The organism is Stenotrophomonas sp. Ps181, from assembly GCF_025697425.1.
GTDB lineage: Bacteria > Pseudomonadota > Gammaproteobacteria > Xanthomonadales > Xanthomonadaceae > Stenotrophomonas > Stenotrophomonas sepilia.
On sequence record NZ_JAHWBI010000003.1, the window covers coordinates 153,141 to 177,540 of the forward strand.

Below are 24,400 nucleotides of genomic sequence, written 5' to 3' on the forward strand. Positions count from 1 at the left end.
GTTTCCCGGTTGGGCCGGTCAGATCTTGTTGTTGAGATAGCCGAGCATCGAGTCGGTGGTGGAGATCGCCTTGGCATTCATTTCGTAGGCGCGCTGGGTTTCGATCATCGACACCAGCTCTTCCACCACATTGACGTTGCTGCCTTCCAGCGCACCCTGCACCACGGTGCCGAGACCGTTCAGGCCGGGATTGCCGTTCTGGGCCGGGCCCGAGGCCGTGGTTTCCAGGAACAGGTTCTCGCCGCGCGCCTGCAGGCCGGCCGGATTGACGAAGTCGGTCAGGGTCAGCGCACCGACTTCCACCGACGCGGCGTTGTCGGCCATCTTTACGCTGATGGTGCCGTCGCTGCCGATGGTGACCGACTGCGCGCCCTCGGGAATCTGGATGCCCGGCTGCACCGGGTAGCCGCTGTTGGTGACCAGTTCGCTGTCCTGGTTGATCTTGAACGAGCCATCACGGGTGTAGGCCGAGCTGCCATCGGGCATCTGCACTTCGAAGAAGCCGCGGCCGTTGACCATCACGTCCAATGCGCGGCCGGTCTGCTGCTGGCCACCCTGCTCGAAGTTCTTGGCGGTGGCGACCACGCGCACGCCGGTACCCAGCTGCAGGCCGGTCGGCAGCTGCGTCTGCGCCGACGAAGAGCCGCCCGGCTGCCGCACCTGCTGGTACAGCAGGTCCTCGAAGCTGGCGCGGTCCTGCTTGAAGCCGGTGGTGTTGGTGTTGGCGAGGTTGTTGGAAACCACCGACATGCGCATCTGCTGCGCATCCAGTCCGGTTTTCGCGATCCACAATGCCTGGTTCATCTTCGGAGTCCTGTCTGGGTGAAGCCGGCCGCGCAATGCGGCCCTTGGTAGCGGGTGTGCAAGCGGTGTGCCAGCGCCGCGCCCGGGCGGCGCCGGAAATCCGTCAGCTGCCCAGGCGGAGCAGGCTGTTGGCGCTGCGCGCGTTGTCGTCGCCGTGCTTGATCACCTGCACCTGCATTTCGTACTGGCGCTGCAGCTGGATCATCTGCACCAGCGCACCGGCAGCATCGACGTTGCTGCCCTCCAGTTGCCCGCTGTGCACGGCAGTGCCCTGTGCCGGTGCGAACGGCTGGCGCGGGTCGGTGTTGCGGAACAGGCCATCCAGCCCGCGCTCGAGGCGCTCGTCCGGCGCCTGCACCACCTTGATCCGGCCGATCTGCGCCATCGTCTGCGGGCCTTCGCCCTGCGGGATGATCGAGATCGTGCCGTCGGCGCCGATCTCCATCGCCTGGTAGGGCGGAATGGCGATCGGGTTGTTGTTGTCATCCAGCACCGTGCGCCCGCCAGAGGTCACCAGCTGGCCGTTCGGCGTCACCGACAGGGCTGCGCCACGCGTATACGCTTCGCTGCCGTCGCTCGCCTGCACCGCCAGCCAGGTGCCGCTCTGCAGTGCAAGGTCCAGCGGTTTGCCGGTGATGTGCTGCGCGCCGGGCCGGCGGTTGAAGCCGGCGTCGACGTGCAGCGCATCCACCCGCGAGGCAAAGCCCGGACCCTTGATCGGGAAGGCTTCGGTGTTGGCCAGCGCTTCCTTGAAGCCAGGAGTGTCCGAGTTGGCGAGGTTGTGGCTGAGCGTTCCCTGCGCCTGCAGGGAGGCGCGGGCACCGGTCATCGCCACGTAAAGGGCTTTATCCATGCGGGGAGTTCCGTGACAGGGTCAGCAGCTCATCAACGGATGTTGATGACGGTCTGGGTGATCTGGTCCTGCGTGGTGATCATCTGCGCGTTGGCCTGGAAGTTGCGCTGCGCGGTGATCATGTTGACCAGCTGCTCGGTGAGGTCGACGGTGGACGCTTCCAGCGAACCGGCCTGGATCTTGCCGAGGTTGGAGGTGTCCGGCATGCCGGTGCGCGGCGTGCCCGACTCGAAGGTCTCCACCCACAGGTTGTTGCCCTTCGATTCCAGTCCCTGGGTGTTGTTGAATGTGGTCAGCGCGACCTGGCCCAGCGGCTTGTCGTCGCCGTTGGAGTAGCGCGCATACACCACGCCCGACTCGGACACAGTGATTTCGTTGAGCTTGCCGGCCGCGTAGCCGTCCTGCTGGGTGTTGCGCAGGGCGAACTTCTCGCCGTACTGGGTCGAACCGCTGATGTCCAGCGTCATGTTCAGCTGGCCAGCGCCCGTGGTCGGGGTGAAGGTGCCGAGGCCAACCTTGCCGTTGGCCGGGGCGGTCAGCTTGCCGCTGTTGTCGAAGGTGACCGCGGTCGGGGTGCCAGCGGGCTGGCCATCGACATAGTTGTGCACGGTCCATTCGTTGGGGTTGGCGCCCTTCACGAAGTACGAGACCTGGATATGGCTCACGCCCAGCGAGTCGTACACGGTGATGCCGCCGCTGGAGTGGTTGTAGCTGTTGGAGTCGGTCGGGTCGAACGTGGCTACGGTGGGCTGCTTGGCGTTGGCCGGCAGGGTGAAGCCCACCTTCACTTCGCTGGTCTGCTTCGGCGGGCTGTCGGTGGTCAACAGCTGCAGGTCGACCAGGCGGCCGGCATCGAAGTTGGTGCCATCGGCATTCGGCGCGAACACCTGCAGGCGCGCGCCCTGCGGATTGACCACGTAGCCGGCCGAATCGGTCTGGAAGTTGCCGGCACGCGAGTACACGCGCGAACCGTTCATGTTCATGGTGAAGAAGCCCTCACCGGAAATGGCCATGTCCAGGCTGCGCCCGGTCTGCTCGTTGTGGCCCTGGATGAACTGCTGGGCGACGTTGGAGACGCGCACGCCCGAGCCGGTCTGGTTCTTCGACAGGCCATAGCTGGTGGAGGCGAACAGATCGGCGAACTCGGCGCGCGACTGCTTGAAGCCGGTGGTGTTGACGTTGGCGACGTTGTTGGCGGTGACGCTCAGGTCGGTGTTGGCGGCATTGATGCCGGACAGCGAGACATTGAAGCCCATGGGATGCTCCTGGTTGATGCGGGATGTGCGGCTCAGCTGACGCGGAGCACGTAGTCGATCGGGGCCGTGCCCAGGCCCTTCAGGTTCAGGTACAGGCCGTCGGACCCGACGGTCACGCTTTCCACCGGCGCCTGCACATAGGTGGACAGCTTGGTGCTTTTGCCGGCGGTATCGACATGGTTGGCAACGATGGAATACTTGCCAGGTTCCATGCGCTTGCCGTTGGCGTCCTTGCCGTCCCACTGGAAGGCGGTTTCGCCTGCCGCCTTGGCTTCCACGCTCAGCGAGGTGACCTTGGCGCCGGTGGCATCGGTGATATCCACGGTGATGATGCCGGCCGACGGCGCGGCCACCGTGCCCTCGACGCTGCCTTCCTTCTCCAGCACCAGCTTTTCCGACGGCACCAGCACCTGGTGGCCGACCAGCGCCGCGCCACGCAGCACCTGGTCGCTGGCCATCGACTCCTGGAAGCCCTTCACCGTCTTGTTCAGATCGGTGATGCCCTGCACGGTGGACATCTGCGCCATCTGCGCGACCATCTGCGTGTTGTCCATCGGCTTCAGCGGATCCTGGTGCTGCAGCTGCTCGGTCATCAGGCGCAGGAAGTCGGCCTGATCGAGCGTGTTCTTCTTTTTCGTGGCGTTGCTGTTGGGGGCGTTCAGGCCCAGCGCGGAATAGACGTCCTGGCTGGTCTGGTTGTTGACGGCGGTGGTCATGGCGGTATCCGGTGCTGCGGGCCTCAGCGGCCCATGGTCAAGGTGGCCAGGGCCAGTTCCTTGGCGGTGGTCAACATCTCCACGCCGGCCTGGTAATTGCGCGAGGTCGAGATCAGGTTGACCATCTGCGCCACCGGATCGACGTCGGGCTGGTAGATGTAGCCATCGGCGTCTGCCAGCGGGTGGCCCGGCTCGTAGCGCTTGATCGGCGCCGCCTCGCTCTGGGTGATCTCCTTCACCTTCACCGAGGTGATGTTGGGATCGTTCTTGCTGGTCACGGCCTGGAAGATCGGCTCCAGCGGCTTGTACACGGCGTCGGCAGACCCGGCCACGGTGTCGGCGTTGGAGAGATTGGAGGCGATGGTGCTCATGCGCACCGACTGCGCCTGCAGCGCGGAGCCGGCGATATCGAAGATCGGCAGGTTGCTCATGGCTTATTGCCCCGTGATCGCGGTCAGCATGGAACGCACCTTGCTCTCGACGAAGCTGAGCGAGGCGCGGTACTCGAGCGCGGCACGGCCATAGGCGGCACGCTCGGCATCGGGATCGACGGTGTTGCCGTCCAGGTTGGGCTGCACGCCCTCGCGCGCGATCTGGAACGGGTTCAGGCCACTACTGATTTCGTAGTGCTGCTCATGGGTGGTGGCCATCAGGCCGTTGGCATCCTGCCCCTGGGCATGGCGCAGGGCGGCATCGAAGTCCAGGTCCTGGGCCTTGTAGCCGGGGGTGTCGGCATTGCCGAGGTTGCTGGCGATCAGCTTCATCCGCTGTTCGCGCAACGGCATGGCCTGGGCGTGGACGCCCAGGTAGTCGGTAATCAGGTTGCGCACGGTGCACTCCCACGGGAACGTTGCCCGGGAAGCTGCAAGGGGTGTGCCAAATTCGAGAGGGTAGTGCCGGCCGCTGGCCGGCTCCCCGATGGATCTGCGGTTGCCGGCCAGCGGCCGGCACTACCGGATCAGTGGCCGTCAGGCCGCCATCGCCACCTTGCGCAGGCGGTCCAGCACGAAATCGGCCAGCTCGTGCGGCGAGTACTTGGCGACGAACGCGTTGGCGCCGACGCGCTCGACCATGGCGTTGTTGAAGACGCCCGACAGCGAGGTGTGCAGCAGCACGTAGAGGCCGGCCAGGCCCGGGTGGCGCCGGATTTCCGTCGTCAGCGTGTACCCATCCATGGCCGGCATCTCGATGTCGGAGATGACCATGGCATAGCGTTCGGCCGGGTTTTCGCCCGAGGCGTGGATCTGCAACAGGTGGTCGAGAGCCTGCTTGCCGTCGGAAAGCAGGGTGGCACCCACGCCCAGCTGATCCAGCACGCTGCGGATCTGCTGGCGGGCCACGCGCGAGTCGTCCACCACCAGCACCTGCAGCTGGGGGCCATCGGCGGGCATTGCCATCGCCGGATCGAGTACGGCGTCACCGCGGACCTGGGCGATATCGGCCAGCACGCTTTCAACGTCGATCACCTGGATCAGCTCACCCTGGAAGCGGGTTACCGCGGTCAGGTAGCTCGACTCGGCGCCAAGCTCCGGCGGCGGGTGGATGTCTTCCACCGCGATGTTGACGATGCGTTCGACGCCGCTGACCAGGAACCCCTGGATCGAGCGGTTGAATTCGGTGACGACCAGGTAACCCGGCGAGGTATCGGCATCGGGCTCACGTTCGGGGTGGCCGATCGCCAGGCCCAGGTCCAGCACCGGCACCGAGCGGCCGCGCACGTCGGCCACGCCGGCGAACTGGCTGGGCAGGCCGGGTACCTGGAACAGCTCCGGGCGCCGCAGGACTTCCTGCACCTTGAAGACATTGACGCCAAAAAGCTGACGTCCGCCGAGACGGAACAGCAGCAGCGCCAGGCGGTTGTGGCCGGCCAGACGGGTCCGCTGGTCGATCCGGTTGAGCAGGTCATGGGACATGGCTGCTGTATCGGCGTGTTGGGCGCCAAACTTGAGGGCGCTCTGTCAGCTGTGCGCTCCACACTGCGTTTGTAGAGTCGACTGTCAGTCGACTGCTCTTCGATCCGATCACGGGAAACCCCGCGCTTCGCGCAAAAGTCGACTGACAGTCGACTCTACCCATCCGGTCGCATCCCCATCCCGGATCCGATCAACGGCCCCGGCGCTCTGGCACACCCCTTGCACGCACCTGGGCCAGGTCTTGCCGATTGAAGGAGGCGCCATGCGCCGGGTCACATCTCTATTCGCCATCGCGCTGGCCCTGGCCTCGCCGTGGGCGGCTGCCGCCGACTGGCAGCCGGTGGCGAGCATCCGCGCGGCGGCCTTGTCGACGCTGCCGGCGGGCAGCGAGGGCGAAGCCCAGGTGGCCGATGCGCTGCGCCTGCCGAAGTGCGGAGAGGCGTTGCAGGTGCAGCCCACCGCCAACACCACGGTGGAAGTCAGCTGTCCGGATGCGGGCGGCTGGCGCCTGTTCGTGCCGGTGAAGGTGCGCCGCAACCAGACCGTACTGGTGCTCAACCGTGGAATCGGCACTGGAGAAACCCTCACCGCCGCCGATATCACCACTGCCCAGCGTGATGCCGCCCGGATCGCCGGCGCGGTGCTGGCCGATCCCAATGCGGCGATCGGCCGCATCGCCCGTCGTCCGTTGCAGGCCGGGGCCCTGCTGTCGAGCAACGATCTGGTGGTGCAGCGTCTCATCAAGCGAGGGGACAATGTGGCCCTGGTGTCGCGTCGCGGCTCGGTCGAGGTCCGCATTGCCGGCCGTGCGATGGGTGATGCCGGTGAGAACGAACGGGTCTCGGTCGAGAACCTGTCCTCGCGGCGGATCGTGCAAGGCACGGTCGATGCCGCAGGTGACGTAATCGTGGCGCGTTGAATTACCGCAAAATATCCCTAAAGATCACGGCCCTGTGGCCGTTATCCCTTGTGAACGGCAACTCCAGGACACCCCATGAGCCAGAAAATCGACGGCAACCTGCAGGTCCCCCAGGCACTGCGCAGCGTGACGACCCCGGCCAACAAGCCCGGTGTCAGCACCGATGCGGCGGCGCGCCCGGTCGAGGCGGCCGACAGCCTGCGCCTGACCGGCGAGGCCACCAACCTGCAGGCGATCGAGCGCGAGCTGACCACCGCCCCGGCGATCGACGCCCAGCGCGTGGCCGCCGTGCGCGAGTCGCTGCAGAACGGCACCTACAAGATCAATCCGGACGCGATTGCATCGCGCATGCTCGATCTGGACCAGCAGCTGCACGGATGACTGCGGCGATGAGCGAGCCGCTGCAGCGTCTCGCCCAGGCCCTGGACGTTGAACGCCAGGCCTTGGTCGAGCACGACGTGCACGCGCTGATCCGGGCTACCGGCGCCAAGCTGGAAGCGTTGCGTGCGCTCGAAGGCGCGCCGCCGGTGGGCGAGGGCGAACAGCTGCAGGAACTGGCCGAGCGCAACCGGGCCAATGGCGTGCTGCTGTCGCGCCGCCGCCGCGAGGTGAACTGGGCGCTGCGCCAGCTCGGCCGCACCGAAGACGCCTCGGCCTACGATGCCAAGGGCCAGTCGCACACGGTCAGCATCGGCCGGCCCCTCGCCGTCGCCTGAGGCGACGGCGGTCGCATAACCCCTCCCGGCGGGCTGAAGCCCGCTGCATGACCGCGTATATTGGGCACCTGTTCGAACGTCCCGAGTCGCCGTGTCCGCTGCCAACGCCCTGGTTACCGCCCCCCTTCCGCCACAGCCGGTGCTGCAGGCCCTGCTTGAGCGCCTGCGCGAAGGCCTGCTGCTGTTCACCGATGACGGGCAGGTGGCCCTGGCCAATCCGGCCGCACAGAACCTGCTGGCCAGTGGCGAGGACGGCGGGTTGCCGCCGCCGCAGCGCCTGCGCGAACTGCTGCCGCCCGATGCGCTGGAACAGGCTCGCCAGCATGGTCACTGGAATGGCAGCCTGCCGCTGGGCGAGGGCGTGGTCATCGCCCATCTGTACCACCATGGTCCGGTCGGCCAAGGGCATTTCCTCGCCCTGTTCCGCCACATCGAAGGGCAGGAAGACTACGAACGCGAGCTGCAGCAGCGCCATGCCGAATTGCGCCAGGCCTACCTGCGCCTCAATGGCACCCAGGAAAAGCTGCTCCAGTCGGAGAAGATGGCGTCGATCGGCCAGCTGGCCGCCGGCGTCGCGCACGAGATCAACAACCCGATCGGTTACGTGCACTCCAACCTGGGCAGCCTGCAGGAATACCTGCGCAGCCTGTTCACCGTGATCGAAGCCTACGAGCGCGCCCTGCGCGCGCCGGACCCGAAAGCGCTGATCCCGGAAATCGATGATATCCGTGACCGCCTGGATATCGATTTCATCAGCCGCGACCTGCCGCAGCTGATGGCGGAATCGCGCGAAGGCATCGAGCGGGTCACCCGCATCGTGCGCGACCTGAAGGATTTCTCGTATTCCGGCCGCGACGAGTCGTGGAAGCTGGTCGACCTGCACGCGGGCCTGGAATCGACCATCAACATCATCTGGAACGAACTCAAGTACAAGGTCACCCTGGTGCGCGAGTTCGGCCAGTTGCCCCTGGTGGAGTGCCTGCCATCGGAGTTGAACCAGGTCTACATGAACCTGCTGCTCAACGCCGGCCATGCCATCGCCGAGCGCGGCACGATCACGGTGCGTACCGGCGTTGATGGCGATCACGTCTGGGTTGAGTTCGAAGACACCGGCGGTGGCATCTCGCCGGAACTGCGCCAGCGCATCTTCGATCCGTTCTTCACCACCAAGCCGGTGGGCAGTGGCACCGGCCTGGGCCTGTCGATCTCCTACAGCATCATCAACAAGCACCACGGCCGGATCGACCTGGACAGCACACCCGGCGTGGGCTCGCGCTTCCGCGTGGTGCTGCCGGTCAAGCAGCCGCGCTGACCGCTTCCGGATTGGAACCGGACACCCAGAGCAGCCGGCCAGCGGCCGGCTCTACCCGGCGGAATTGTCATCGCAACGGCCGATCCTCGCCGCCATCTCCGCTCTCCACCGGCGCCGGGCCGGCATTGCTGCGGCGCTGTTCCTCGTACGTGCGGAACGCCTGGTGGATGTGCTTGCGCAGCTCGTCGTCGTTCCACGGCTTGGTCAGGAAGCGGTAGATCGCGCCGCGGTTGATCGCATCGGTCACCGTGTTCAGATCGGTATAGCCCGACAGCACCAGGCGGATCGTATCCGGGTACAGCATCTTCACCCGGCCCAGGAACTCGGTGCCGCTCATGTCGCTCATGCGCTGGTCAGACAGGATCACCTGCACGTCATTGATCGCCAGCAGGTCGAACGCATCACGCACGTTGCCGGCAGCAAGGATGCGGTAGCCGTCGCGGCGGAACAGGCGCACCAGCGAGCGCAGCACGTTCTCCTCGTCATCCAGCAGCAGCAGCGTCCGGTCCGGGCGCGTCTCGGCGAAGGCTTCCGGACGCAGGTAGCGGCGGCGCAGGGTCATGCCGGCGGCATCGGCCGACATCGGTTCGCCGAACAGGTAGCCCTGGAACACGTCGCAGTCGTTGCGGCGCAGGAAGCCCAGCTGGGCCTGCGATTCCACGCCGTTGGCGATCACGGTCATGCCCAGCTGGTGGCCCATGGCGATGATCGCGCGGGCGATGGCCGCTTCACGATTGCCGGCCGGCGCGCTCTTGATGAAACTGCGATCGATCTTCAGCTTGTCCACCGGGTAGCGCACCAGCGCGCTGAGGCTGGAGTCGCCGGTACCGAAGTTGTCCAGGCTCAGGCTGATGCCTTCGTTGCGCAGGTTGGCCAGCGTTTCGTGGACGAAATTGACGTTGTTGGTCAGCGCACTCTCGTTGATTTCCAGCGTCAGCATGTGCGCCGGTACGCCCGCCGCCTGCAGCAGTGACATCACTTCGGCGAAGAAGTTCGGCCGCAGCAGCTGCAGGGTGGACACGTTCACTGCGATGGTGAAGTCATCGAAGCCCTGGTCACGCCAAAGCCGCGCCTGCTTCAAGGCGCCTTCCAGTACCCAGGTGCCGATCTGCACGATGATGCCCAGGCGTTCGGCGGTGCGCATGAAGCGCTCCGGCACCAGCATGCCCAGGGTCGGCGACTGCCAGCGCAGCAGCGCTTCCATGCCCACCACGTGGCCGTCGCGCGCGCTTACCAGCGGCTGGTAGCGCAGCTTCAGCTCGCCATTGGGAATGGCATCGACGATCTGGCGCGCGATGATGCTCTCGCTGTGCGCACTCGGCGGGGTGTCCACCGCATGGATGCGCACGGCATTGCCGCCTTCGCGGGCGGCCTGGTACAGCGCATCCTCGGCATGGTCGAGCAGGCGCGAGGTGCTGCTGGCATGTTCCGGGCACAGGCTCACGCCCAGCTTGCCGGTCATGAACAACGTGTACGGCAGCACCGACAGCGGCAGCTCCATCTGCTGGCGGATCTCCTCGGCGAAATCCTCCGGCAACGGCAGATCGGCGGTGCGCGGCACCGCGATCAGGAACTCGTCGCTGCCATGCCGCCACAGCTTGCCGCGCCCGCGCAGGTAAGACTGCAGGCGCTGTGCCACCAGCACCAGCGCCTGGTCGCCCACTTCGGCACTCATGTTTTCGTTGACCGATGCGAAATGGTCGATGTCCACGTGCATCAGCATCAGCGCGATGCCGCCGGAGGCTGCCTCGGCAACCATTGCCTGCAGTTCGGGGTTGCCGGCGCCAAGGCGGTCGGGAGCGTCATCAATGCTGACCGGGGGCAGGTTGGGATTCCACATGGCTCAGTATTCCGGTGAATCGACGGCAGCCCTGCTGGCCGCCTGGTAGGGGAGGTGGACATCGACCAGGGTGCCTTCGCCATGCGCGGATTCAATCCGCACGTGGCCACCGACGCTCTGTGCGCGCTCGCGCATCACGATCAGGCCCAGGCCGCGCGGGCCGTCCGGATCGAAGCCCTCGCCGTCATCGCGGATCTGCAGGTGCAGGCCGCGCTGGCCGACGTCGCGCAGCTGCAGCAGGACCTGGCTGGCGCGCGCATGGCGCAGCGCATTGGTCAGGCTTTCCTGCGCGATGCGGAAGCAGGCCTGCTCGATACTGTTGTCGGGGCGATGGGGCAACGACTCGATCTCGGCCAGCAGCTCCACCGGCGAGGAGCGGAACAGAACCCGCGCCTGCCAGCTGAGGGCTGCCTCCAGGCCCAGTGCATCCAGCTGCGGGGGGCGCAGCAGGGTAGAGATGTCGCGCAGTTTGGCCACGGTGGTGTCGGCCAGGCTGACGATCTGCGCCAGATCCTGCCCACGCCGCTGCGGATCGTCCTCTTCCAGCGCGGCGTGCGCCGACAGCTTGATCGCGGTGATGGCCTGGCCGATGTCATCGTGCAGGTCGCGCGAAATCGCACGACGCTCGTCCTCCTGCAGCGAGAACAGCCGCCCGGCCATCGCCTGCAGTTCGCGGTTGCTGGTTTCCAGCGCGCTGCGGATGCGTTCGGAATCACTGAGGTCGCGCACGATCAGCAGCTTGCAGTCGCGGCCACCGTAGCGCACGTCGCCCACCGCCAGGCCGGCATGGAAGCTGCGGCCGTCGCCGCGCTGCATGGCCACCACGCTGCTGTGGCCCGGTCCCAGGTGTGGCTGGCCGGCACGCAGCTGGCTGCGCACCCGCGGCAGGTCTGCGGCAGCGACCAGCGCCGACAAGGGCTCGCCCAGCAGGGTATGGCTGCCGTAGCCGAACAGGCCGGCGGCCCAGGCGTTGGCGTACAGCACATGTTCGTCGGAGAGGATCACCACGCCGTCGGGCAGTACCCGCACCAGCTCGCGGAACTGCTCCTCGCGCTCGCGCAGCAGGCGCCGCGACTGCTCGCGTTCGGTCACGTCCTGCAGCGTGCCCAGCACGCGGTTGCGGCCAGCTTCATCAAGACCACTGGCGGCGCGCAGGTGCACCATCAGCGCGCGCCCGTCCATCGACAGCAGCGGCAGCAGCACGTCCACCTGCACCGGCTCGCCGGAACACAGCTCGGCCAGGAGCTGCTCGGTCTGGGTGGCGGTGGCCGGGTCGGCCGGCACCAGCAGCTCGTCGAAGCGGTGCCAGCGGCGGGCTTCGGGCGGGCGGCGGCCGAGCAGGCGATAGACCTGGTTGGAATAGCGGCCCAGCCCGGTGGACGGGTCCAGCTCCCAGGCACCGATGCGGGCCAGTTCGTGGGCCTCTTCCACCCGTGCCAGCGCCTGGTCACGACGCAGCTGGGCCAGGTCCTCGGCAGTGCGATCGATGGCGATCAGCAGGCGCGCGTTGTGACCGTCGTAGCTGATCGCGTTGGAGCGCAGTTCCATCTGCCGCAGCGCGCCATCGCGCAGCTGCAGCTGTGCGCGCAGGATGCACAGCTCTTCGGGCGCCTCGCGGATCGCCTCCAGCTTGGTCTGCAGCGCCTGGCCCTGGCCGGGTGGCCACAAGGCGTCGATGGTCTGTTCCAGCAGCTCATCGCGCTCCCAGCCGAAAGCGGTGCAGGCGGCCGGGTTGGCATCGAGGATCGCCAATGTGTCCAGGTCATAGACGAGGATCGGGCCGGGGTTGCCCTCGAACATCTGCCGCAGGCGCAGCTCAGAGGCCTGCTGGCGGGCGTGGGTATGCAGCACGTGCTCGGCCAATGGGCGCAGCAGCAGGTACAGCAGGCCCGCGCTGGCCAGGGCGAAGAACGAGCCCTTCAGGCCCTGCCACAGGGCCGCCTGCTGCGGATCGGGCACCAGCGCCTGTACCACGCTGTCGGTGGAGATCATCCAGGCCAGCGCCATCACCAGGTAGCTCAACACCACCCGCCGCCGGTCACGGCTCAGCGCCTGCGCCATCCGTGGGTCGGGAACTGGGGCGTTGCCGGTCGGTTCTGCGGGCATGGACGGGGCGGGTGAAAGGGGCGCCGGTCATCTTACCCCGCAGCGTGCCGTCACCACTCAATTATCCGCCGCAGGCGCCGTTAACCACTGCGTGCCCCGCTGACGGGCGTGTCATCCGGAGCAAGATCGCGTGGACCAAGGGATCATCGCCAGCCTGCTGCAGCACCCGCTTGCGTCGGCGCTGGTCATCGTCGACCGTACCGGGCGCCCGCTGGCGGCCAATCCGGCCGCGCGCGAGCATGGCCTGCCGGCCACCGTGGCGGCCTATGCGCCGATGCTGGAAGATCTGCGCCTGATGGCCGCCGATGGCGGCATCGTGCCCTGCACGCTGCCGGGCGGCCCGCGCGGCCACTACGACGGTCACCTGCGCGCCGTGCATGACGGTGCCGGCAACCTGCTGGCGTTCACCCTGAGCATTCCCGAGCCGGTGCCGGTCGACGGGGGCGGGCGCTGGGAACTGGCACTGGACAGCGCCGGCCATAGCCTGTGGGACTGGGACATCCCCAGTGACCGGGTGGCGCGCACGCCGGCGCTGGTCGACGAGACGGCCACTGAAATGCTGTCGCGCGTCCACAGCGAGGACATCGACCAGGTGCGCGCCGCGCTCGACGAGCACCTGCGCGGGCGCAGCGAGCAGTACAGTGCACAGTTCCGCTTCCGCCAGGCCGATGGCCAGTGGCGTTGGGTGCTGGATCGCGGCCGCGTGGTCGCGCGCACCGCCGATGGCCAGCCGCTGCGCATGGTCGGCACGCATACCGATATCGAACAGCAGAAGCAGCTCGAATCGCTGCTGCAGGAGCAGCAGCTGCACCTGAGCGAAGCCCAACGCATCGCCAGCATGGGCAGCTGGTCGTTCGACCCCAACAGCGGGCACTTCTGGTGGTCGCCGGAACTGCGCTCGCTGCTGGCACTGGAGCACGGCGCCGTGCCCGGCCAGCGGCGCTGGCTGAAGCAGCTGCACCCGCGCTCGCGTGGCGCGCTGCGTGCGGCATGGCGGCGGCTGTGGCGCGATGGTCGTGCCGCCAATCTCGAGCTGGAGCTGACCCGCGGCCATGAGCCATCACAGCACCTGCGGCTGTGGATGCAGCCGCTGCTGGACTTGGACGGGCAGCCCAAGCGCCTGCTCGGCCAGGTGCAGAACATCACCGAACAGCATCAGACCGACGCATTGATTCGTTGGCGCACCGAACTGCTGAACCGGGTTTCCGCGCTGGGCCGCATCGGTGGCTGCGAGATCGAGGTGCAGACACGGAGCATGCAATGGACCGAGGAGTGCTATCGCATCCACGGCCTGCGCAAGGAACCGATCACCCTCGACCAGGCGATGGCGCTGTACACCGAAGACTCGCGCGATGCGTTCGAGGCGGCGCTGGCCCGCATCGCCAACGGCGGCCTGCCCGAGCAGCTGGACCTGTGCTTCTACCGCCAGTCCGGCCTGCGTGTCTGGGTGCAGGTGCTGATCGAGCTGGATCGTCGTGACGGACTGCCGCCGCGCTTCGTGGTGCTGTTCCGTGACATCACCCGCGAGCGCGAGGCCAACGAGCGCATTGAACTGCTGGCCCACTACGATCTGCTGACCGGCCTGCCCAATCGCGTGCTGCTCGGCGAGCAGACCGCCGAGGCCATCGAGGAAGCACGCGATCGCGGTACCTCGCTGGCGATGCTGTTCATCGACCTGGACGGCTTCAAGACCATCAACGACAGCTTCGGCCACGCCACCGGCGATGCGCTGCTGAAGGCTGCCGCCACCCGCCTGCACCAGAACCTGCGCAACAACGATCTGTTCGGCCGCTTCAGTGGCGACGAGTTCATTGTGGTGCTGCGCGACCTGGCCGAGCCGGAAGACGCCGGCCACGTGGCGCGCAAGCTGATCGCCTCGCTGGCTGAGCCGCTGCGCCGTGGCGAGACCACGCTGAAGGTCGGCGCCAGCGTCGGCATCGCGATGCTGGGCGATGCGCAGACCGACTTCGATTCACTGCTGCGCGCTGCCGACGCCGCCATGTACGCGGCCAAGGAAGCCGGACGCAACACCTACCAGTACTACAGCCAGGATGCGCTGGCCCGGATCCAGCGCAGGCTGGAGCTTGAGCACGCGCTGCACGGTGCGATCGAGCGCGAGGAGTTCAGCCTGGCCTATCAGCCGCTGCTGCATGCCCACCAGGGCGAGCCGCCGGCCATCGAAGCACTGCTGCGCTGGCATCGACCCGGCATCGGCTATTGCAGCCCGGCCGAGTTCATTCCCATCGCCGAGAAATGCGGCGAGATCGTGCGCATCGGCGACTGGGTACTGAACGAAGCCTGCCGCCAGGCAACCGCCTGGGACCGGGCTGGACTGCATTTCGACCGCATCGCGGTCAACGTGTCGGCGGTGCAGCTGCGTGATCGCGGCTTCGCCGAGCGCGTGATCGACATCTGCCATGCCCACGGCTGGCCGCCGCAGCGGCTGGAGCTGGAGCTGACCGAATCGGCGCTGATCCGTGACACCGACATCCTGCGCCACTGCTTCGACGTGCTCGAACGGCACGGCGTGCCGCTGGCGGTGGACGACTTCGGTACCGGCTTCTCCAACCTCAACTACCTCAACCGCTTCCCGGTGGGGCGCCTGAAGATCGACCGCAGTTTCGTGCAGGGCATGCTGCACGACTCCGGCACGGCCGAAGTGACCCAGGCCATCGTGCACCTGGGCCATGCGCTGGGCATGAAGGTCGTGGCGGAGGGCGTGGAAACGCACCAGGAAGAAGACATGCTGCGCCGCCAGGGCTGCGACGAGATCCAGGGTTACCTGTACTCGCGCCCGCTCAGCCCGCGCGACCTGGCGCAGTGGCTGCGCCAGCAGCGCCCGTTGCCGATGCGCACCGACGCCAGCAGCGAAGCGGTGCTGGTGCGCTGACAGTCTGCGCTGGCAGGCACGTGCTCTGGTAGGTGCCGACCTTGGTCGGCACGAATGCTTGCGCTCGGCGTAACCCCGCCCTGATGGGTGCCGACCTTGATCGGCACCAATGCCTGCATGCGACCCTCCACGCGTGGCGTGGATCTACCTGGGAAACTCCGCCTTCAACTGCGTGCGCAGCGCCTCGACGATGGCCGCATAGCGGCGCTTCTGGACCAGATAGCTGGCCAGGAACAGCGGCAGTATCAGCAGCATCGGCGCCACCATCGGGCGCATCGCCACCAGTGGCAACAGCAGCACCGACAGGATCGCCACGAACCAGCTGCACAGGCCGATCACCCGCACCTCGTGCCGCCGTGCGTTGAGCACGATGCGTCCACGCATCACCGGGAAGTAGCGCAGGCCGAAGCTCGGCGCGAAGCTCTCGCGGAACGCCATGCTGCCATCGGGCAGCGCATGGAAGGCCAGTCGCAGCCACTTGTCCTGCGGCAGGTCACGCTCCAGGCTACCCAGCGAGAGCCGGGCCTGCATGGCCGGTGACGCCGCCATGCGTTCGTTGAACAGGGTGATGCCCCAACTGAAATAGCCAGCCACCCAGGCCATCAGGAGGACGGTCTCCAACAGCAGAAGTGCGATCAGGGCGATGGCCATCGGTCTTCCATGAAAGGGACCGGGGCATCATGCCATGCGGGATGCCTCACCCACGCAGGGCGTGGATCTACTTCAGGGCTTCGCCATCCAACCCCAGGTCCCACGCCAGTCCCAGCAGCGCCTCGTCCGTCGGCGACGGGGCAGGGCGCGCATCGGCCAGCTGCTGCAGCTCGCGGATTTCCTCGCGGGCGACCTCTTCCAGCTGTTGCAGCTGCTCACGCACGCTCGCGTTGCGCGGGCGCTCGGTGTGGAGGAGGGAGGGCAGGGCGCGGATCAGGGTCATGGTGCGCGTACAGGATGCATCCAGCGGTGGGTCACAGGCAAAGGCCCCGGACGAGCCGGGGCCTTGCGGGCTGCCGGCGAGGGCAGCGGACATCAGGATCAGAACAGCTCGACGGTGCCGGCGCCCATGCTCTGCTGGGCGACGGGCTTGTGCGGCGGGCGTTCCCATTCGCTGCGCAGCTCGCGCAGGCGATTGCCGGTGCGCTGCAGGGCGCTGGCGATCTCTTCGTCGAACACGCCGCCATTGCGGTGCAGCAGCTCCTGCAGGGCCACCGCTTCGCGGTTGATGGCGGTCAGGCGGTCCAGATGGGTGTGCACGCCGCCCAAGGCCTGGGTGGCGATGTCTTCGAACTGCAGGGCGCGCACGGCTTCGGCCACGCTGCCATCGATCGCACGGGCGCACTCGGACACTTCGCGCATGCCGTCGCCCAGCGAGGCATTGATCTGCGCGACGTTGTCGAGCATTGCCGCCGCTTCCTGGCGCGCTTCGCGGGAGCGGTCCATGTCACGCGAGGCCATGTGCGAGACCGTCTCGCGCACCTTGGCAATGGCGTCCTTGGAGCTGTGCGCCAGCTTGCGGATCTGCTCGTTGAAGGTGGTCGAGCGCTCGGACAGGTTGCGGACCTCGTCGGCGACCACGGCGAAGCCACGACCGGCTTCACCGGCACGCGCCGCTTCGATGGCGGCATTCAGCGCCAGCAGGTTGGTCTGGTCGGCGATCGACTTGACGTCTTCCAGCAGCGCGAAGATGCCATCCAGGTGCTGCGCCATCTGGTCGATGTGCTGCACGGTGGTGCTGCTCTGGCCGCTCACCTGTTCCAGCGCTTCCACCAGCTGTTCCATGCGGTGGCTGGCGTGCTGGGCGAAACGGGCAACGTCGAGGCCGGCATTGCCTTCATCGCCGGCGCGGTCGACGATGCGCGACAGCGCCTGGCTCTGCTGGCGCGACTTGCGGTTCATCGCATCGAAGCTGCCACCGAGGCTGGAGACCGCCTGGCGGATCAGGTCGCGGGCGCGTTCCACTTCACCACGCGAACCGTCGATTTCGTTGCCGACGAAGTTGCGCAGTTCGGTCAGCAGCTGGTCCTGCTCACGCAGGACACGGGCATGTTCCGGGGAACGATGCGCCTGGGCGCGGGTGGTCCACCACGCGAAGCCGAGCCAGCTCAGCGTCATCGTGGTCAGGATCGCCCAGCGCAGGGCGGCCGGCCATTCGAAACCGATGGCGAAGGGGAGCAGCAGGGTCAGAGCCAGGGGGGCGGCCAGACGGATGAAAATGCGTGAGTACATGGACGTTCTCGGGAGGTGCACGGAGGATGTATCGGCCGTACCCCCTTTCTCTTTAACGTCGATGTGCCTCGAAGTGCATTCTGAATGCGCCGGTTTTCCGGCGCCCTGGCGGCCTCGGGGTCAGAGCCCTTTCCGTGCCGGAAAGGGATCCGACCCCTTGGGCAGGCAGCAACGGGGTCGGATCCCTTTTCCATGGAAAAGGGCTCTGACCCCACACCCTCAGGCCAGCAGGCGGTCCACGGCCTCGATCATGGCCTTTCGCCCGAACAGGAAGTCCCAGTAGCTGCCGCCCAGCTGCCGCCATAGCACCGCCGCGCGCACCGCGGCCAGCAGCAGGGCTCGGATCTCCGCCACCACGCCGGCCTGGCCCAGGTAGTGCGGGTTGCCCTGCACCATCACCCGCGGCTTGAGGTGGCTGATGGTGTCCGCATACAGGCTGCCCAGGCTGGCCAGCACATCCGGGTGGCCGCTGTCGCCCAGTTCGGTGGCCTGGCGCCGGGCACGCTCGATGCCCGAAGCAACCTTGTTCACGGTGGCGCCATCCTGAACGAAGCGGCGCTCCAGCTGCAGCACCGACAGCGCCAGCTTCGGCAGGATCGGATCCTGGCCCTGGTTGCGGAAGTAGTTGTGCAACAGGCGCAGCCCGGCCTTCAGTGCATGGCGGTCACCGAACACCGCCTGCGGCGAGGACGCATCGACGCGGAACACGCTGTCCACGGCGGTGCGCACGGCGGCGGCGTCGGAATGGCCGGTATCGGCGATGCGGCGTACCTGCTGCAGGGCCTGGGCAATGCCGGCCAAGGCCAGGACGCGGTCGTCGACAGTGAAACTCATGCAGCGATTACCTCAAAAGGGGAGGGGGTGGTGCGCAGGCGCTGTTCCAGCGGCGCATCGGTGGCGGCGATCACCGCGCCACCCAGGCACACATCACCGTCATACAGCACCAGCGATTGACCGGGGGTAACGGCACGCTGCGGGCGCGCGAAGGTGACCAGCACGCTGCCATCGTCCAGCACGTCGACCGTACACGGCTCATCGGGCTGGCGGTAGCGGGTCTGGGCGCTGCATTCGAAGCGTCGCGCGGGTGGCGAGCCCGCGATCCAATGCGCCGCCTCCGATCGCAGGCGCTCGGACAGCATCCATGGGCTGTCGCGGTCCTGGTCGACGTACAGCACGTTGCTGGCCACATCCTTGCCGACCACGTACCACGGGGCGGCCGGGCGGCCGCGTACGCCGCCGATGTTCAGGCCCTCGCGCTGGCCCAGGGTGAAATAGAACACGCCCGGATGTTCGGCGATCACGCTGCCGTCGGTCGGGTCGAGGATCTGGCCGGGCCTGGCCGGCAGGTAGCGGCCGAGGAACTCGCGGAAGTCGCGCTCGCCGATGAAGCAGATGCCGGTGGAGTCCTTCTTGGCGTGGGTCGGCAGTCCGACGTCGCGCGCAATCCGTCGCAGGTCGGTCTTCTCGAGGTCGCCGATCGGGAACAGGGTGGCCCCCAGTTGCTCCTGGCCCAGCTGGTGCAGGAAGTAGCTCTGGTCCTTGGAGCGGTCGGCGCCGCGCAGCAGCAGCCACTGGTGGCTACGCTGGGTCACCCGCGCGTAGTGGCCGGTGGCGATGCGCTCGGCGCCCAGCTCGCGGGCGGCATCCAGGAAATGCTTGAACTTCACCTCGCGGTTGCACAGCACGTCCGGGTTCGGCGTGCGGCCAGCGGCGTATTCGGCCAGGAAGTGCTCGAACACGCCCTGCCAGTACTCGCTGGAAAAGTCCCGGAAGTGGAACGGGATACCGAGCAGGCCGCATACGGCGACCGCATCGCGGCGGTCATCCTCGGCGCGGCAGTCACCGCTGCCGTCGTCGGCCCAATTCTGCATGAACAGGCCGGCCACGGCCTCGCCCTGCTGGACCAGGCGCCACGCGGCGACCGAAGAGTCGACACCACCAGAGACGCCCACCATCACGCGCGGCGTGCTCATGTGACCTCCCGGACCAGCGAAAGCGGATGGCGCTGGCCACCCAGGTAATCCGCCACCACCTGCCAGACCAGCGGGCTGCGCTGGCGCTCGCCGGCGGCCTGCAGCTCGGCAGGGGTCAGCCACAACGCGCGGTCGATGCCGGCATCCAGCGGTTGGGCCGGGTCGTGCGAGAGCGGGCGCGCTGCGTAGCAGAAGCGCAGGAAGGCGGTGCCGTCGCCGGCAGTCCACTGGTAGCAGCCGATGAAATGGGTCAGCTGCACGGTCCAGCCGGTTTCCTCCCGGGTCTCGCGCAGGGCTGCCTCGGCCAGGCTTTCGCCTGGCTCGAGGTGGCCGGCCGGCTGGTTCAGCACCTGGCGGCCTTCAATGGTCTCTTCGACCAGCAGCACGCGGCCGCCGTCGACCACCACCGTGGCGACGGTGGCGTGCGGTGCCCAGCGCGGGTCCGGCGTGGCGTTCAACTCAGAACTCGTCCTTCTTGGTCAGCTCCAGCTCCATCGCGTCGGCGGTGCGGATGGCCGCATCGATGGCGTCGCTGAGCTGGTCCGGGGTGGCATCGGCGTCGATCTTGACCACGAACATGGCGGTGGTGTCCTGCTTTACCCAGCCCCCCATCTTGGCGTCCTGCGAATCCTCCAGCAGCCGGTTGGCCACGGCCACCGGGAACTGCTTGGTCTTGGCGTTGTAGGCCGGCGACCAGATCTCGCGGATGTTGTGGCTGCCGAAATCCTCCACCGCCGAGCGCACGTAGACCATCTGGGTGCGGTCACCCTCGACGTCGAAGACCATGCGGTAGTCGCCATCCTCGTCGACCTCGTAGGTATAGCCCAGCTTGTCCAGGTGGCGGGCCACGGACTTGTCGGCGCTGGTTGCGGCAGTGGCAGAGCCGGCAGCGGCCAGCGCGATCAGCAGGGCGGGAAGAAGGGTCCTTTTCATGAAGATCCTGTGAAACAGTGTTGGGAGAGGGTGCAATTGTGACGGCGGGCGTGCGTGCCGTCCAATCTGCGGCGGGCCGACGCAGGCCTGCCCTAGCCCTTATAATGGATGGATGCCCCATGAGTCCTCCCCCGATTCCCAGCACGAGCACGGCGTTGCCGTGGAGCCCGCGCGCCCGGAAGTGGCGCCGCCGCCGTTCTACCAGGTGATGCTGCTCAACGACGACTACACCCCGATGGATTTCGTGGTGGATGTGCTGCAGCAGTTCTTCAGCATGGACCTGGACAAGGCCACCCAGGTGATGCTGCACGTTCATACCCGCGGCCGCGGCGTCTGCGGTGTCTTCACCCGCGAAGTGGCCGAGACCAAGGTTGCCCAGGTCAACGAGTACTCGCGGATGAACCAGCACCCGCTGCTGTGCACGATGGAAAAGGCCTGACCGGCCTTTTGTAGAGCCGAGCCCATGCTCGGCTGCTGTTCGCGCGGGTATCCAGATCGCTGGCAGAGCAGCCGAGCGCAGGCTCGGCTCTACAGCCGGATCACGCTTCCGCCAGCGCCTGCAACGCCATCCTCGCGACCGATTCGTCCACATCCGCTGGGTCGCCATCATCGCGGAACCACACCGCCGACAGCCCTGCGCTGGCAGCGACCCAACGCAGCAGGCGGGTGCGCTCGAGGCCGGCCAGCGCGGTCACCTGTTCTACGCGCGCGGCAAACCGCTCCGGCCGCGTGGCCACGTGGATGCCGGGGCCGCACAGGTCCGGATTGCTGAACAACGTCGTGTAGTCGAACGCGCGGTCACCCAGCAGCCGCTTCGGATCGATCGCCAGCCAGCCGCGCGCACCAAAATCCAGCACGTTGTCATGGTGCAGGTCGCCGTGCAGCGGCCGGATCTCCTGTTCTTCCTGCAACACCCCTTCTGCCAGTGATCTGCACTGTTCCAGCAGTGGCGGCAGCGCGGCCCTTGGCTGCAGCAGGTCGGCGAACCATCTACGCAGGCAGACCAGGTCTGCTGGCGGCGCGCTCCGTGGCCGGTGCAGCCGCTGCAGGACCTGGCACAGGATCGTGGTGCAGGCGTCATCGGCGCCATCGATCGAGCGTTGCCGCAGCGACTGACCGCTGGCGCGCTCGATCAGGATCGCCGGCCCCTCGTGGGCCAGCAGCCGGGCAGCGCCATCGCCGTCCCACCAGCGCAGCAGGCGATGGCTGTTCTGCTCCTCGGTTTCGTCGGCGATCTTCAGCATCGCCGGCGCGCCGGTGGCGGTCAGCACCGGCCAGAGCCGGGCGTGGGGTGTTTCGATGGCCGGGCCATCACGCCGCAATCGCCAGCGGCTCAGGTAGGGTTCGCTCATGCTGGGCGGGCTGTCCTGGAGTGAATGAAGATCAAGCGATCTGCACTGCTAACGCCATCTGAACGCAGCAATCCGCTAGGGTGATGGAAATCGCGTAGTCAGGCCGCATATTGTCCCCATCTGCCGCCGGAGTAATCCATGTTCAGCAAAGACCTCGAACACACCATCGGCCAGTGCTACAAGCGCGCCCGTGAGGCCCGGCATGAGTTCATGACGGTCGAACACCTGCTGTTGGCACTGCTCGACAACCCGTCCGCCCAGGCCGTACTGAAGGCCTGTGGTGCCGACGCCGAACGCCTGCGCCAGGAGCTGGAGCAGGCCATCGAGGCCTCGGTGTCCCGCCTGGCCGAAGACGACGGCCGTGACACCCAGCCGACCCTGGGCTTCCAGCGGGTGCTGCAGCGGGCCGTGTACCACGTGCAGTCCTCGGGCAAGAAGGAGGTCACCGGCGCCAACGTGCTGGTCGCCATCTTCGGCGAAAAGGACTCCCACGCCGTCTACTACCTCAACCAGCAGGATGTCACCCGGCTGGATGTGGTCAATTACCTGTCCCACGGCATCGCCAAGCTGGGCGAGGAAGGCGAGCAGCCGTCCTCTTCCTCCGAGGGTGAGGGCCGCATGGAAGGCGGGGAGGGCGAGCCGAAGGGCGATGCCCTGACCGAGTTCGCCAGCAACCTCAACGAACAGGCCCGCTCCGGCCGCATCGATCCGCTGGTCGGTCGTGGCGATGAGATCGAGCGCACCATCCAGGTCCTGTGCCGCCGCCGCAAGAACAACCCGCTGTACGTGGGCGAGGCTGGCGTGGGCAAGACCGCCATCGCCGAGGGCCTGGCCCGCCGCATCGTCGAGGGCTCGGTACCCGACGTGCTGGCCGACGCGGTGATCTACTCGCTCGACCTGGGCGCGCTGGTGGCCGGCACCAAGTACCGCGGCGACTTCGAGAAGCGGCTGAAGGGTGTGTTGACCGCGCTGAAGAAGGTGCCCAACGCAGTGCTGTTCATCGACGAGATCCACACCATCATCGGCGCCGGCTCGGCGTCGGGTGGCACCATGGATGCGTCCAACCTGATCAAGCCGGCGCTGGCCTCCGGCGAGCTGCGCTGCATCGGCTCGACCACCTTCCAGGAATACCGCGGCATCTTCGAGAAGGACCGGGCGCTGGCCCGCCGCTTCCAGAAGATCGATATCGTCGAGCCCACAGTGGGCGAGACCTACGAGATCCTGCAGGGCCTGAAGTCCAAGTACGAGCTGCACCACAGCGTGACCTATTCGGATGAAGCGCTGCAGGCGGCGGTGGACCTGTCGGTGAAGCACATCGGCGACCGCCTGCTGCCGGACAAGGCCATCGACGTGATCGACGAGGCCGGTGCCCGCCAGCGCCTGCTGCCGGAAGGGCAGCGCAAGGAGCTGATCGACGTCGAGGAAGTGGAGGCGATCGTGGCCAAGATGGCGCGCATCCCGACCAAGCAGGTCAGTGCCACCGACAAGGATGTGCTGCAGCACCTGGAGCGCAACCTGAAGATGGTGATCTTCGGGCAGGATCCGGCCATCGAGACGCTGTCCTCGGCAATCAAGCTGGCCCGCTCGGGCCTGGGCAACCCGGAGAAGCCGATAGGCAACTTCCTGTTCGCCGGCCCGACCGGTGTCGGCAAGACCGAGGTGACCAAGCAGTTGGCGCTGCAGCTGGGCATCGAGCTGGTCCGCTTCGACATGTCCGAGTACATGGAGCCGCATTCGATCAGCCGCCTGATCGGTGCGCCTCCGGGCTATGTGGGCTTCGACCAGGGCGGCCTGCTGACCGAGAAGATCGTCAAGACGCCGCACTGCGTGCTGCTGCTGGACGAGATCGAGAAGGCGCACCCGGACATCTTCAACATCCTGTTGCAGGTGATGGACCGCGGCGTGCTGACCGATACCAACGGTCGCGAGGCCAACTTCAAGAACGTGGTGCTGGTGATGACCACCAATGCCGGCGCGGCGCAAGCCTCGCGGCGTTCGATCGGTTTCACCAAGCAGGACCATGCCACCGACGCGATGGAGACCATCCGTCGCAGCTTCACCCCGGAATTCCGCAACCGCCTCGATGCGGTGGTGCAGTTCCAGGCGCTGGGCTTCGAGCACATCCTGCGCGTGGTCGACAAGTTCCTGATCGAGCTGGAGATGCTGCTGCAGGACAAGCATGTCAGCCTGTCGGCCACGCCGACCGCGCGCGACTGGCTGGCCCACCACGGCTTCGACCCGCTGATGGGTGCGCGCCCGATGGCCCGCGTGATCCAGGACAGGATCAAGCGTCCGCTGGCCGACGAGCTGCTGTTCGGCAAGCTGGTCAACGGCGGCAAGGTGAGCATCGATGTGCGTGACGACGAACTGGTGGTCGAGACCCAGGCCGAACCGGAGCGCTTGCTGCCGGTCACGGTGGAATGAGCTGACCTCCGTCCGGTTTCGGCGGACCTGACATGACAAGGGCGGCTTCGGCCCGCCCTTGTTGTGCTGGGCCTGTCGCTTGCGGCCTTGCTGGAGGGGTGCGAACGCATCAATGCTGTTTCGTGAGCGCGACGGGATTACTTCATTTGTATCGCGCAACGATACGGGAT

24 protein-coding genes are annotated in these 24,400 nt (G+C 67.0%); 7 read left to right on the forward strand and 17 right to left on the reverse strand.

The genetic code is table 11. The features are described from left to right. Window positions 1-18 precede the first annotated feature (18 nt). From flgG to KXV01_RS07645, 7 genes are all read right to left on the reverse strand, one after another. The gene (gene flgG / locus KXV01_RS07615) at window positions 19-804 is read right to left on the reverse strand and encodes a flagellar basal-body rod protein FlgG (protein ID WP_005416457.1); all 786 of its coding nucleotides are present in this window, start codon (window positions 802-804) and stop codon (window positions 19-21) included. Between the two features lie 103 nt (window positions 805-907). Continuing rightward, window positions 908-1,657: a flagellar basal body rod protein FlgF gene (locus KXV01_RS07620; protein WP_049412405.1), complete on the reverse strand. Its 750-nt coding sequence runs from the start codon at window positions 1,655-1,657 to the stop codon at window positions 908-910. A gap of 32 nt (window positions 1,658-1,689) precedes the next feature. Next, on the reverse strand, window positions 1,690-2,913 hold the full coding sequence (gene flgE, locus KXV01_RS07625; protein ID WP_005416459.1) for a flagellar hook protein FlgE: 1,224 nt from the start codon (window positions 2,911-2,913) through the stop codon (window positions 1,690-1,692). 32 nt (window positions 2,914-2,945) lie between these two features. Continuing rightward, on the reverse strand, window positions 2,946-3,629 hold the full coding sequence (locus tag KXV01_RS07630) for a flagellar hook capping FlgD N-terminal domain-containing protein (protein WP_005416460.1): 684 nt from the start codon (window positions 3,627-3,629) through the stop codon (window positions 2,946-2,948). 23 nt (window positions 3,630-3,652) lie between these two features. Next, the gene (gene flgC, locus KXV01_RS07635; RefSeq protein WP_005416461.1) at window positions 3,653-4,060 is read right to left on the reverse strand and encodes a flagellar basal body rod protein FlgC; all 408 of its coding nucleotides are present in this window, start codon (window positions 4,058-4,060) and stop codon (window positions 3,653-3,655) included. A 3-nt stretch (window positions 4,061-4,063) separates the two neighbouring features. Next, window positions 4,064-4,459: a flagellar basal body rod protein FlgB gene (gene flgB, locus KXV01_RS07640; protein ID WP_111096966.1), complete on the reverse strand. Its 396-nt coding sequence runs from the start codon at window positions 4,457-4,459 to the stop codon at window positions 4,064-4,066. A 138-nt stretch (window positions 4,460-4,597) separates the two neighbouring features. Further along, entirely contained in the window at window positions 4,598-5,542 is a 945-nt protein-coding gene (locus KXV01_RS07645) for a chemotaxis protein (protein WP_019659622.1), read from the reverse strand. A gap of 262 nt (window positions 5,543-5,804) precedes the next feature. On the opposite strand from KXV01_RS07645, the gene flgA reads away from it, so the two are divergent. From flgA to KXV01_RS07665, 4 genes are all read left to right on the forward strand, one after another. Further along, window positions 5,805-6,461, forward strand: a complete 657-nt coding sequence (gene flgA, locus KXV01_RS07650; RefSeq protein WP_049439673.1) for a flagellar basal body P-ring formation chaperone FlgA — start codon at window positions 5,805-5,807, stop codon at window positions 6,459-6,461. 75 nt (window positions 6,462-6,536) lie between these two features. Further along, window positions 6,537-6,842 carry a flagellar biosynthesis anti-sigma factor FlgM gene (gene flgM / locus KXV01_RS07655; RefSeq protein WP_005409579.1) on the forward strand — a complete coding sequence of 102 codons (306 nt, stop codon included), beginning with the start codon at window positions 6,537-6,539 and terminating at the stop codon, window positions 6,840-6,842. Continuing rightward, entirely contained in the window at window positions 6,839-7,177 is a 339-nt protein-coding gene (locus KXV01_RS07660; protein ID WP_014037132.1) for a FlgN family protein, read from the forward strand. The genes flgM and KXV01_RS07660 overlap by 4 nt, the downstream gene beginning before the upstream one ends. 91 nt (window positions 7,178-7,268) lie before the next feature. Continuing rightward, entirely contained in the window at window positions 7,269-8,489 is a 1,221-nt protein-coding gene (locus tag KXV01_RS07665) for an ATP-binding protein (protein WP_049412396.1), read from the forward strand. Between the two features lie 67 nt (window positions 8,490-8,556). Here the strand turns inward: KXV01_RS07665 and KXV01_RS07670 are convergent, their stop codons facing one another. Next, window positions 8,557-10,329 (reverse strand): EAL domain-containing protein, encoded by a 1,773-nt coding sequence (locus KXV01_RS07670; protein ID WP_005416466.1) that lies wholly within the window; start codon window positions 10,327-10,329, stop codon window positions 8,557-8,559. 3 nt (window positions 10,330-10,332) lie between these two features. Continuing rightward, window positions 10,333-12,435 (reverse strand): PAS domain S-box protein, encoded by a 2,103-nt coding sequence (locus tag KXV01_RS07675; RefSeq protein WP_180878822.1) that lies wholly within the window; start codon window positions 12,433-12,435, stop codon window positions 10,333-10,335. 130 nt (window positions 12,436-12,565) lie between these two features. Between KXV01_RS07675 and KXV01_RS07680 the strand changes: the two genes are divergently transcribed. Next, window positions 12,566-15,325 carry an EAL domain-containing protein gene (locus KXV01_RS07680; RefSeq protein ID WP_049412388.1) on the forward strand — a complete coding sequence of 920 codons (2,760 nt, stop codon included), beginning with the start codon at window positions 12,566-12,568 and terminating at the stop codon, window positions 15,323-15,325. 144 nt (window positions 15,326-15,469) lie between these two features. On the opposite strand, the gene KXV01_RS07685 is transcribed toward KXV01_RS07680, so the two are convergent. From KXV01_RS07685 to KXV01_RS07715, 7 genes are all read right to left on the reverse strand, one after another. Continuing rightward, window positions 15,470-15,976, reverse strand: coding sequence for a hypothetical protein (locus KXV01_RS07685; protein WP_263467648.1), 507 nt, complete (start codon window positions 15,974-15,976; stop codon window positions 15,470-15,472). A gap of 67 nt (window positions 15,977-16,043) precedes the next feature. Next, window positions 16,044-16,259 (reverse strand): hypothetical protein, encoded by a 216-nt coding sequence (locus KXV01_RS07690; protein WP_049412380.1) that lies wholly within the window; start codon window positions 16,257-16,259, stop codon window positions 16,044-16,046. A gap of 98 nt (window positions 16,260-16,357) precedes the next feature. After that, window positions 16,358-17,548, reverse strand: coding sequence for a methyl-accepting chemotaxis protein (locus KXV01_RS07695; protein ID WP_014647075.1), 1,191 nt, complete (start codon window positions 17,546-17,548; stop codon window positions 16,358-16,360). A 219-nt stretch (window positions 17,549-17,767) separates the two neighbouring features. Continuing rightward, complete coding sequence (hflD, locus tag KXV01_RS07700) at window positions 17,768-18,382, reverse strand: high frequency lysogenization protein HflD (protein ID WP_099495663.1); 615 nt, start codon at window positions 18,380-18,382, stop codon at window positions 17,768-17,770. Then, window positions 18,379-19,521, reverse strand: a complete 1,143-nt coding sequence (gene mnmA / locus KXV01_RS07705; protein ID WP_263467649.1) for a tRNA 2-thiouridine(34) synthase MnmA — start codon at window positions 19,519-19,521, stop codon at window positions 18,379-18,381. Before mnmA ends, hflD begins: the two co-directional genes overlap by 4 nt. Then, window positions 19,518-19,979 (reverse strand): NUDIX hydrolase, encoded by a 462-nt coding sequence (locus tag KXV01_RS07710; RefSeq protein WP_100478071.1) that lies wholly within the window; start codon window positions 19,977-19,979, stop codon window positions 19,518-19,520. The genes mnmA and KXV01_RS07710 overlap by 4 nt, the downstream gene beginning before the upstream one ends. A 1-nt stretch (window position 19,980) precedes the next feature. After that, the gene (locus tag KXV01_RS07715) at window positions 19,981-20,454 is read right to left on the reverse strand and encodes a hypothetical protein (RefSeq protein WP_005416476.1); all 474 of its coding nucleotides are present in this window, start codon (window positions 20,452-20,454) and stop codon (window positions 19,981-19,983) included. Between the two features lie 112 nt (window positions 20,455-20,566). Here KXV01_RS07715 and clpS point away from each other — a divergent pair, with 112 nt between their 5' ends. Continuing rightward, the gene (gene clpS / locus KXV01_RS07720; protein WP_005416477.1) at window positions 20,567-20,893 is read left to right on the forward strand and encodes an ATP-dependent Clp protease adapter ClpS; all 327 of its coding nucleotides are present in this window, start codon (window positions 20,567-20,569) and stop codon (window positions 20,891-20,893) included. A 100-nt stretch (window positions 20,894-20,993) separates the two neighbouring features. Here clpS and KXV01_RS07725 read toward each other — a convergent pair whose 3' ends face one another. Beyond that, on the reverse strand, window positions 20,994-21,806 hold the full coding sequence (locus tag KXV01_RS07725; RefSeq protein WP_111096959.1) for an APH(6) family putative aminoglycoside O-phosphotransferase: 813 nt from the start codon (window positions 21,804-21,806) through the stop codon (window positions 20,994-20,996). 138 nt (window positions 21,807-21,944) lie between these two features. Here KXV01_RS07725 and clpA point away from each other — a divergent pair, with 138 nt between their 5' ends. After that, window positions 21,945-24,230 carry an ATP-dependent Clp protease ATP-binding subunit ClpA gene (gene clpA, locus KXV01_RS07730; protein ID WP_049439660.1) on the forward strand — a complete coding sequence of 762 codons (2,286 nt, stop codon included), beginning with the start codon at window positions 21,945-21,947 and terminating at the stop codon, window positions 24,228-24,230. Window positions 24,231-24,400: the final 170 nt, after the last annotated feature.

Coding starts and splice junctions, on each gene's coding strand:
- KXV01_RS07645 (WP_019659622.1), bottom strand. CDS start 5,542: ATGTCCCATGACCTGCTCAACCGGATCGACCAGCGGACCCGTCTGGCC.
- KXV01_RS07715 (WP_005416476.1), bottom strand. CDS start 20,454: ATGAAAAGGACCCTTCTTCCCGCCCTGCTGATCGCGCTGGCCGCTGCC.
- KXV01_RS07695 (WP_014647075.1), bottom strand. CDS start 17,548: ATGTACTCACGCATTTTCATCCGTCTGGCCGCCCCCCTGGCTCTGACC.
- flgA (WP_049439673.1), top strand. CDS start 5,805: ATGCGCCGGGTCACATCTCTATTCGCCATCGCGCTGGCCCTGGCCTCG.
- flgM (WP_005409579.1), top strand. CDS start 6,537: ATGAGCCAGAAAATCGACGGCAACCTGCAGGTCCCCCAGGCACTGCGC.
- KXV01_RS07690 (WP_049412380.1), bottom strand. CDS start 16,259: ATGACCCTGATCCGCGCCCTGCCCTCCCTCCTCCACACCGAGCGCCCG.
- flgE (WP_005416459.1), bottom strand. CDS start 2,913: ATGGGCTTCAATGTCTCGCTGTCCGGCATCAATGCCGCCAACACCGAC.
- KXV01_RS07675 (WP_180878822.1), bottom strand. CDS start 12,435: ATGCCCGCAGAACCGACCGGCAACGCCCCAGTTCCCGACCCACGGATG.
- KXV01_RS07670 (WP_005416466.1), bottom strand. CDS start 10,329: ATGTGGAATCCCAACCTGCCCCCGGTCAGCATTGATGACGCTCCCGAC.
- KXV01_RS07725 (WP_111096959.1), bottom strand. CDS start 21,806: ATGAGCGAACCCTACCTGAGCCGCTGGCGATTGCGGCGTGATGGCCCG.
- KXV01_RS07630 (WP_005416460.1), bottom strand. CDS start 3,629: ATGACCACCGCCGTCAACAACCAGACCAGCCAGGACGTCTATTCCGCG.
- mnmA (WP_263467649.1), bottom strand. CDS start 19,521: ATGAGCACGCCGCGCGTGATGGTGGGCGTCTCTGGTGGTGTCGACTCT.
- flgG (WP_005416457.1), bottom strand. CDS start 804: ATGAACCAGGCATTGTGGATCGCGAAAACCGGACTGGATGCGCAGCAG.
- KXV01_RS07620 (WP_049412405.1), bottom strand. CDS start 1,657: ATGGATAAAGCCCTTTACGTGGCGATGACCGGTGCCCGCGCCTCCCTG.
- hflD (WP_099495663.1), bottom strand. CDS start 18,382: ATGAGTTTCACTGTCGACGACCGCGTCCTGGCCTTGGCCGGCATTGCC.
- clpA (WP_049439660.1), top strand. CDS start 21,945: ATGTTCAGCAAAGACCTCGAACACACCATCGGCCAGTGCTACAAGCGC.
- KXV01_RS07660 (WP_014037132.1), top strand. CDS start 6,839: ATGACTGCGGCGATGAGCGAGCCGCTGCAGCGTCTCGCCCAGGCCCTG.
- KXV01_RS07685 (WP_263467648.1), bottom strand. CDS start 15,976: ATGGCCATCGCCCTGATCGCACTTCTGCTGTTGGAGACCGTCCTCCTG.
- flgC (WP_005416461.1), bottom strand. CDS start 4,060: ATGAGCAACCTGCCGATCTTCGATATCGCCGGCTCCGCGCTGCAGGCG.
- clpS (WP_005416477.1), top strand. CDS start 20,567: ATGCCCCATGAGTCCTCCCCCGATTCCCAGCACGAGCACGGCGTTGCC.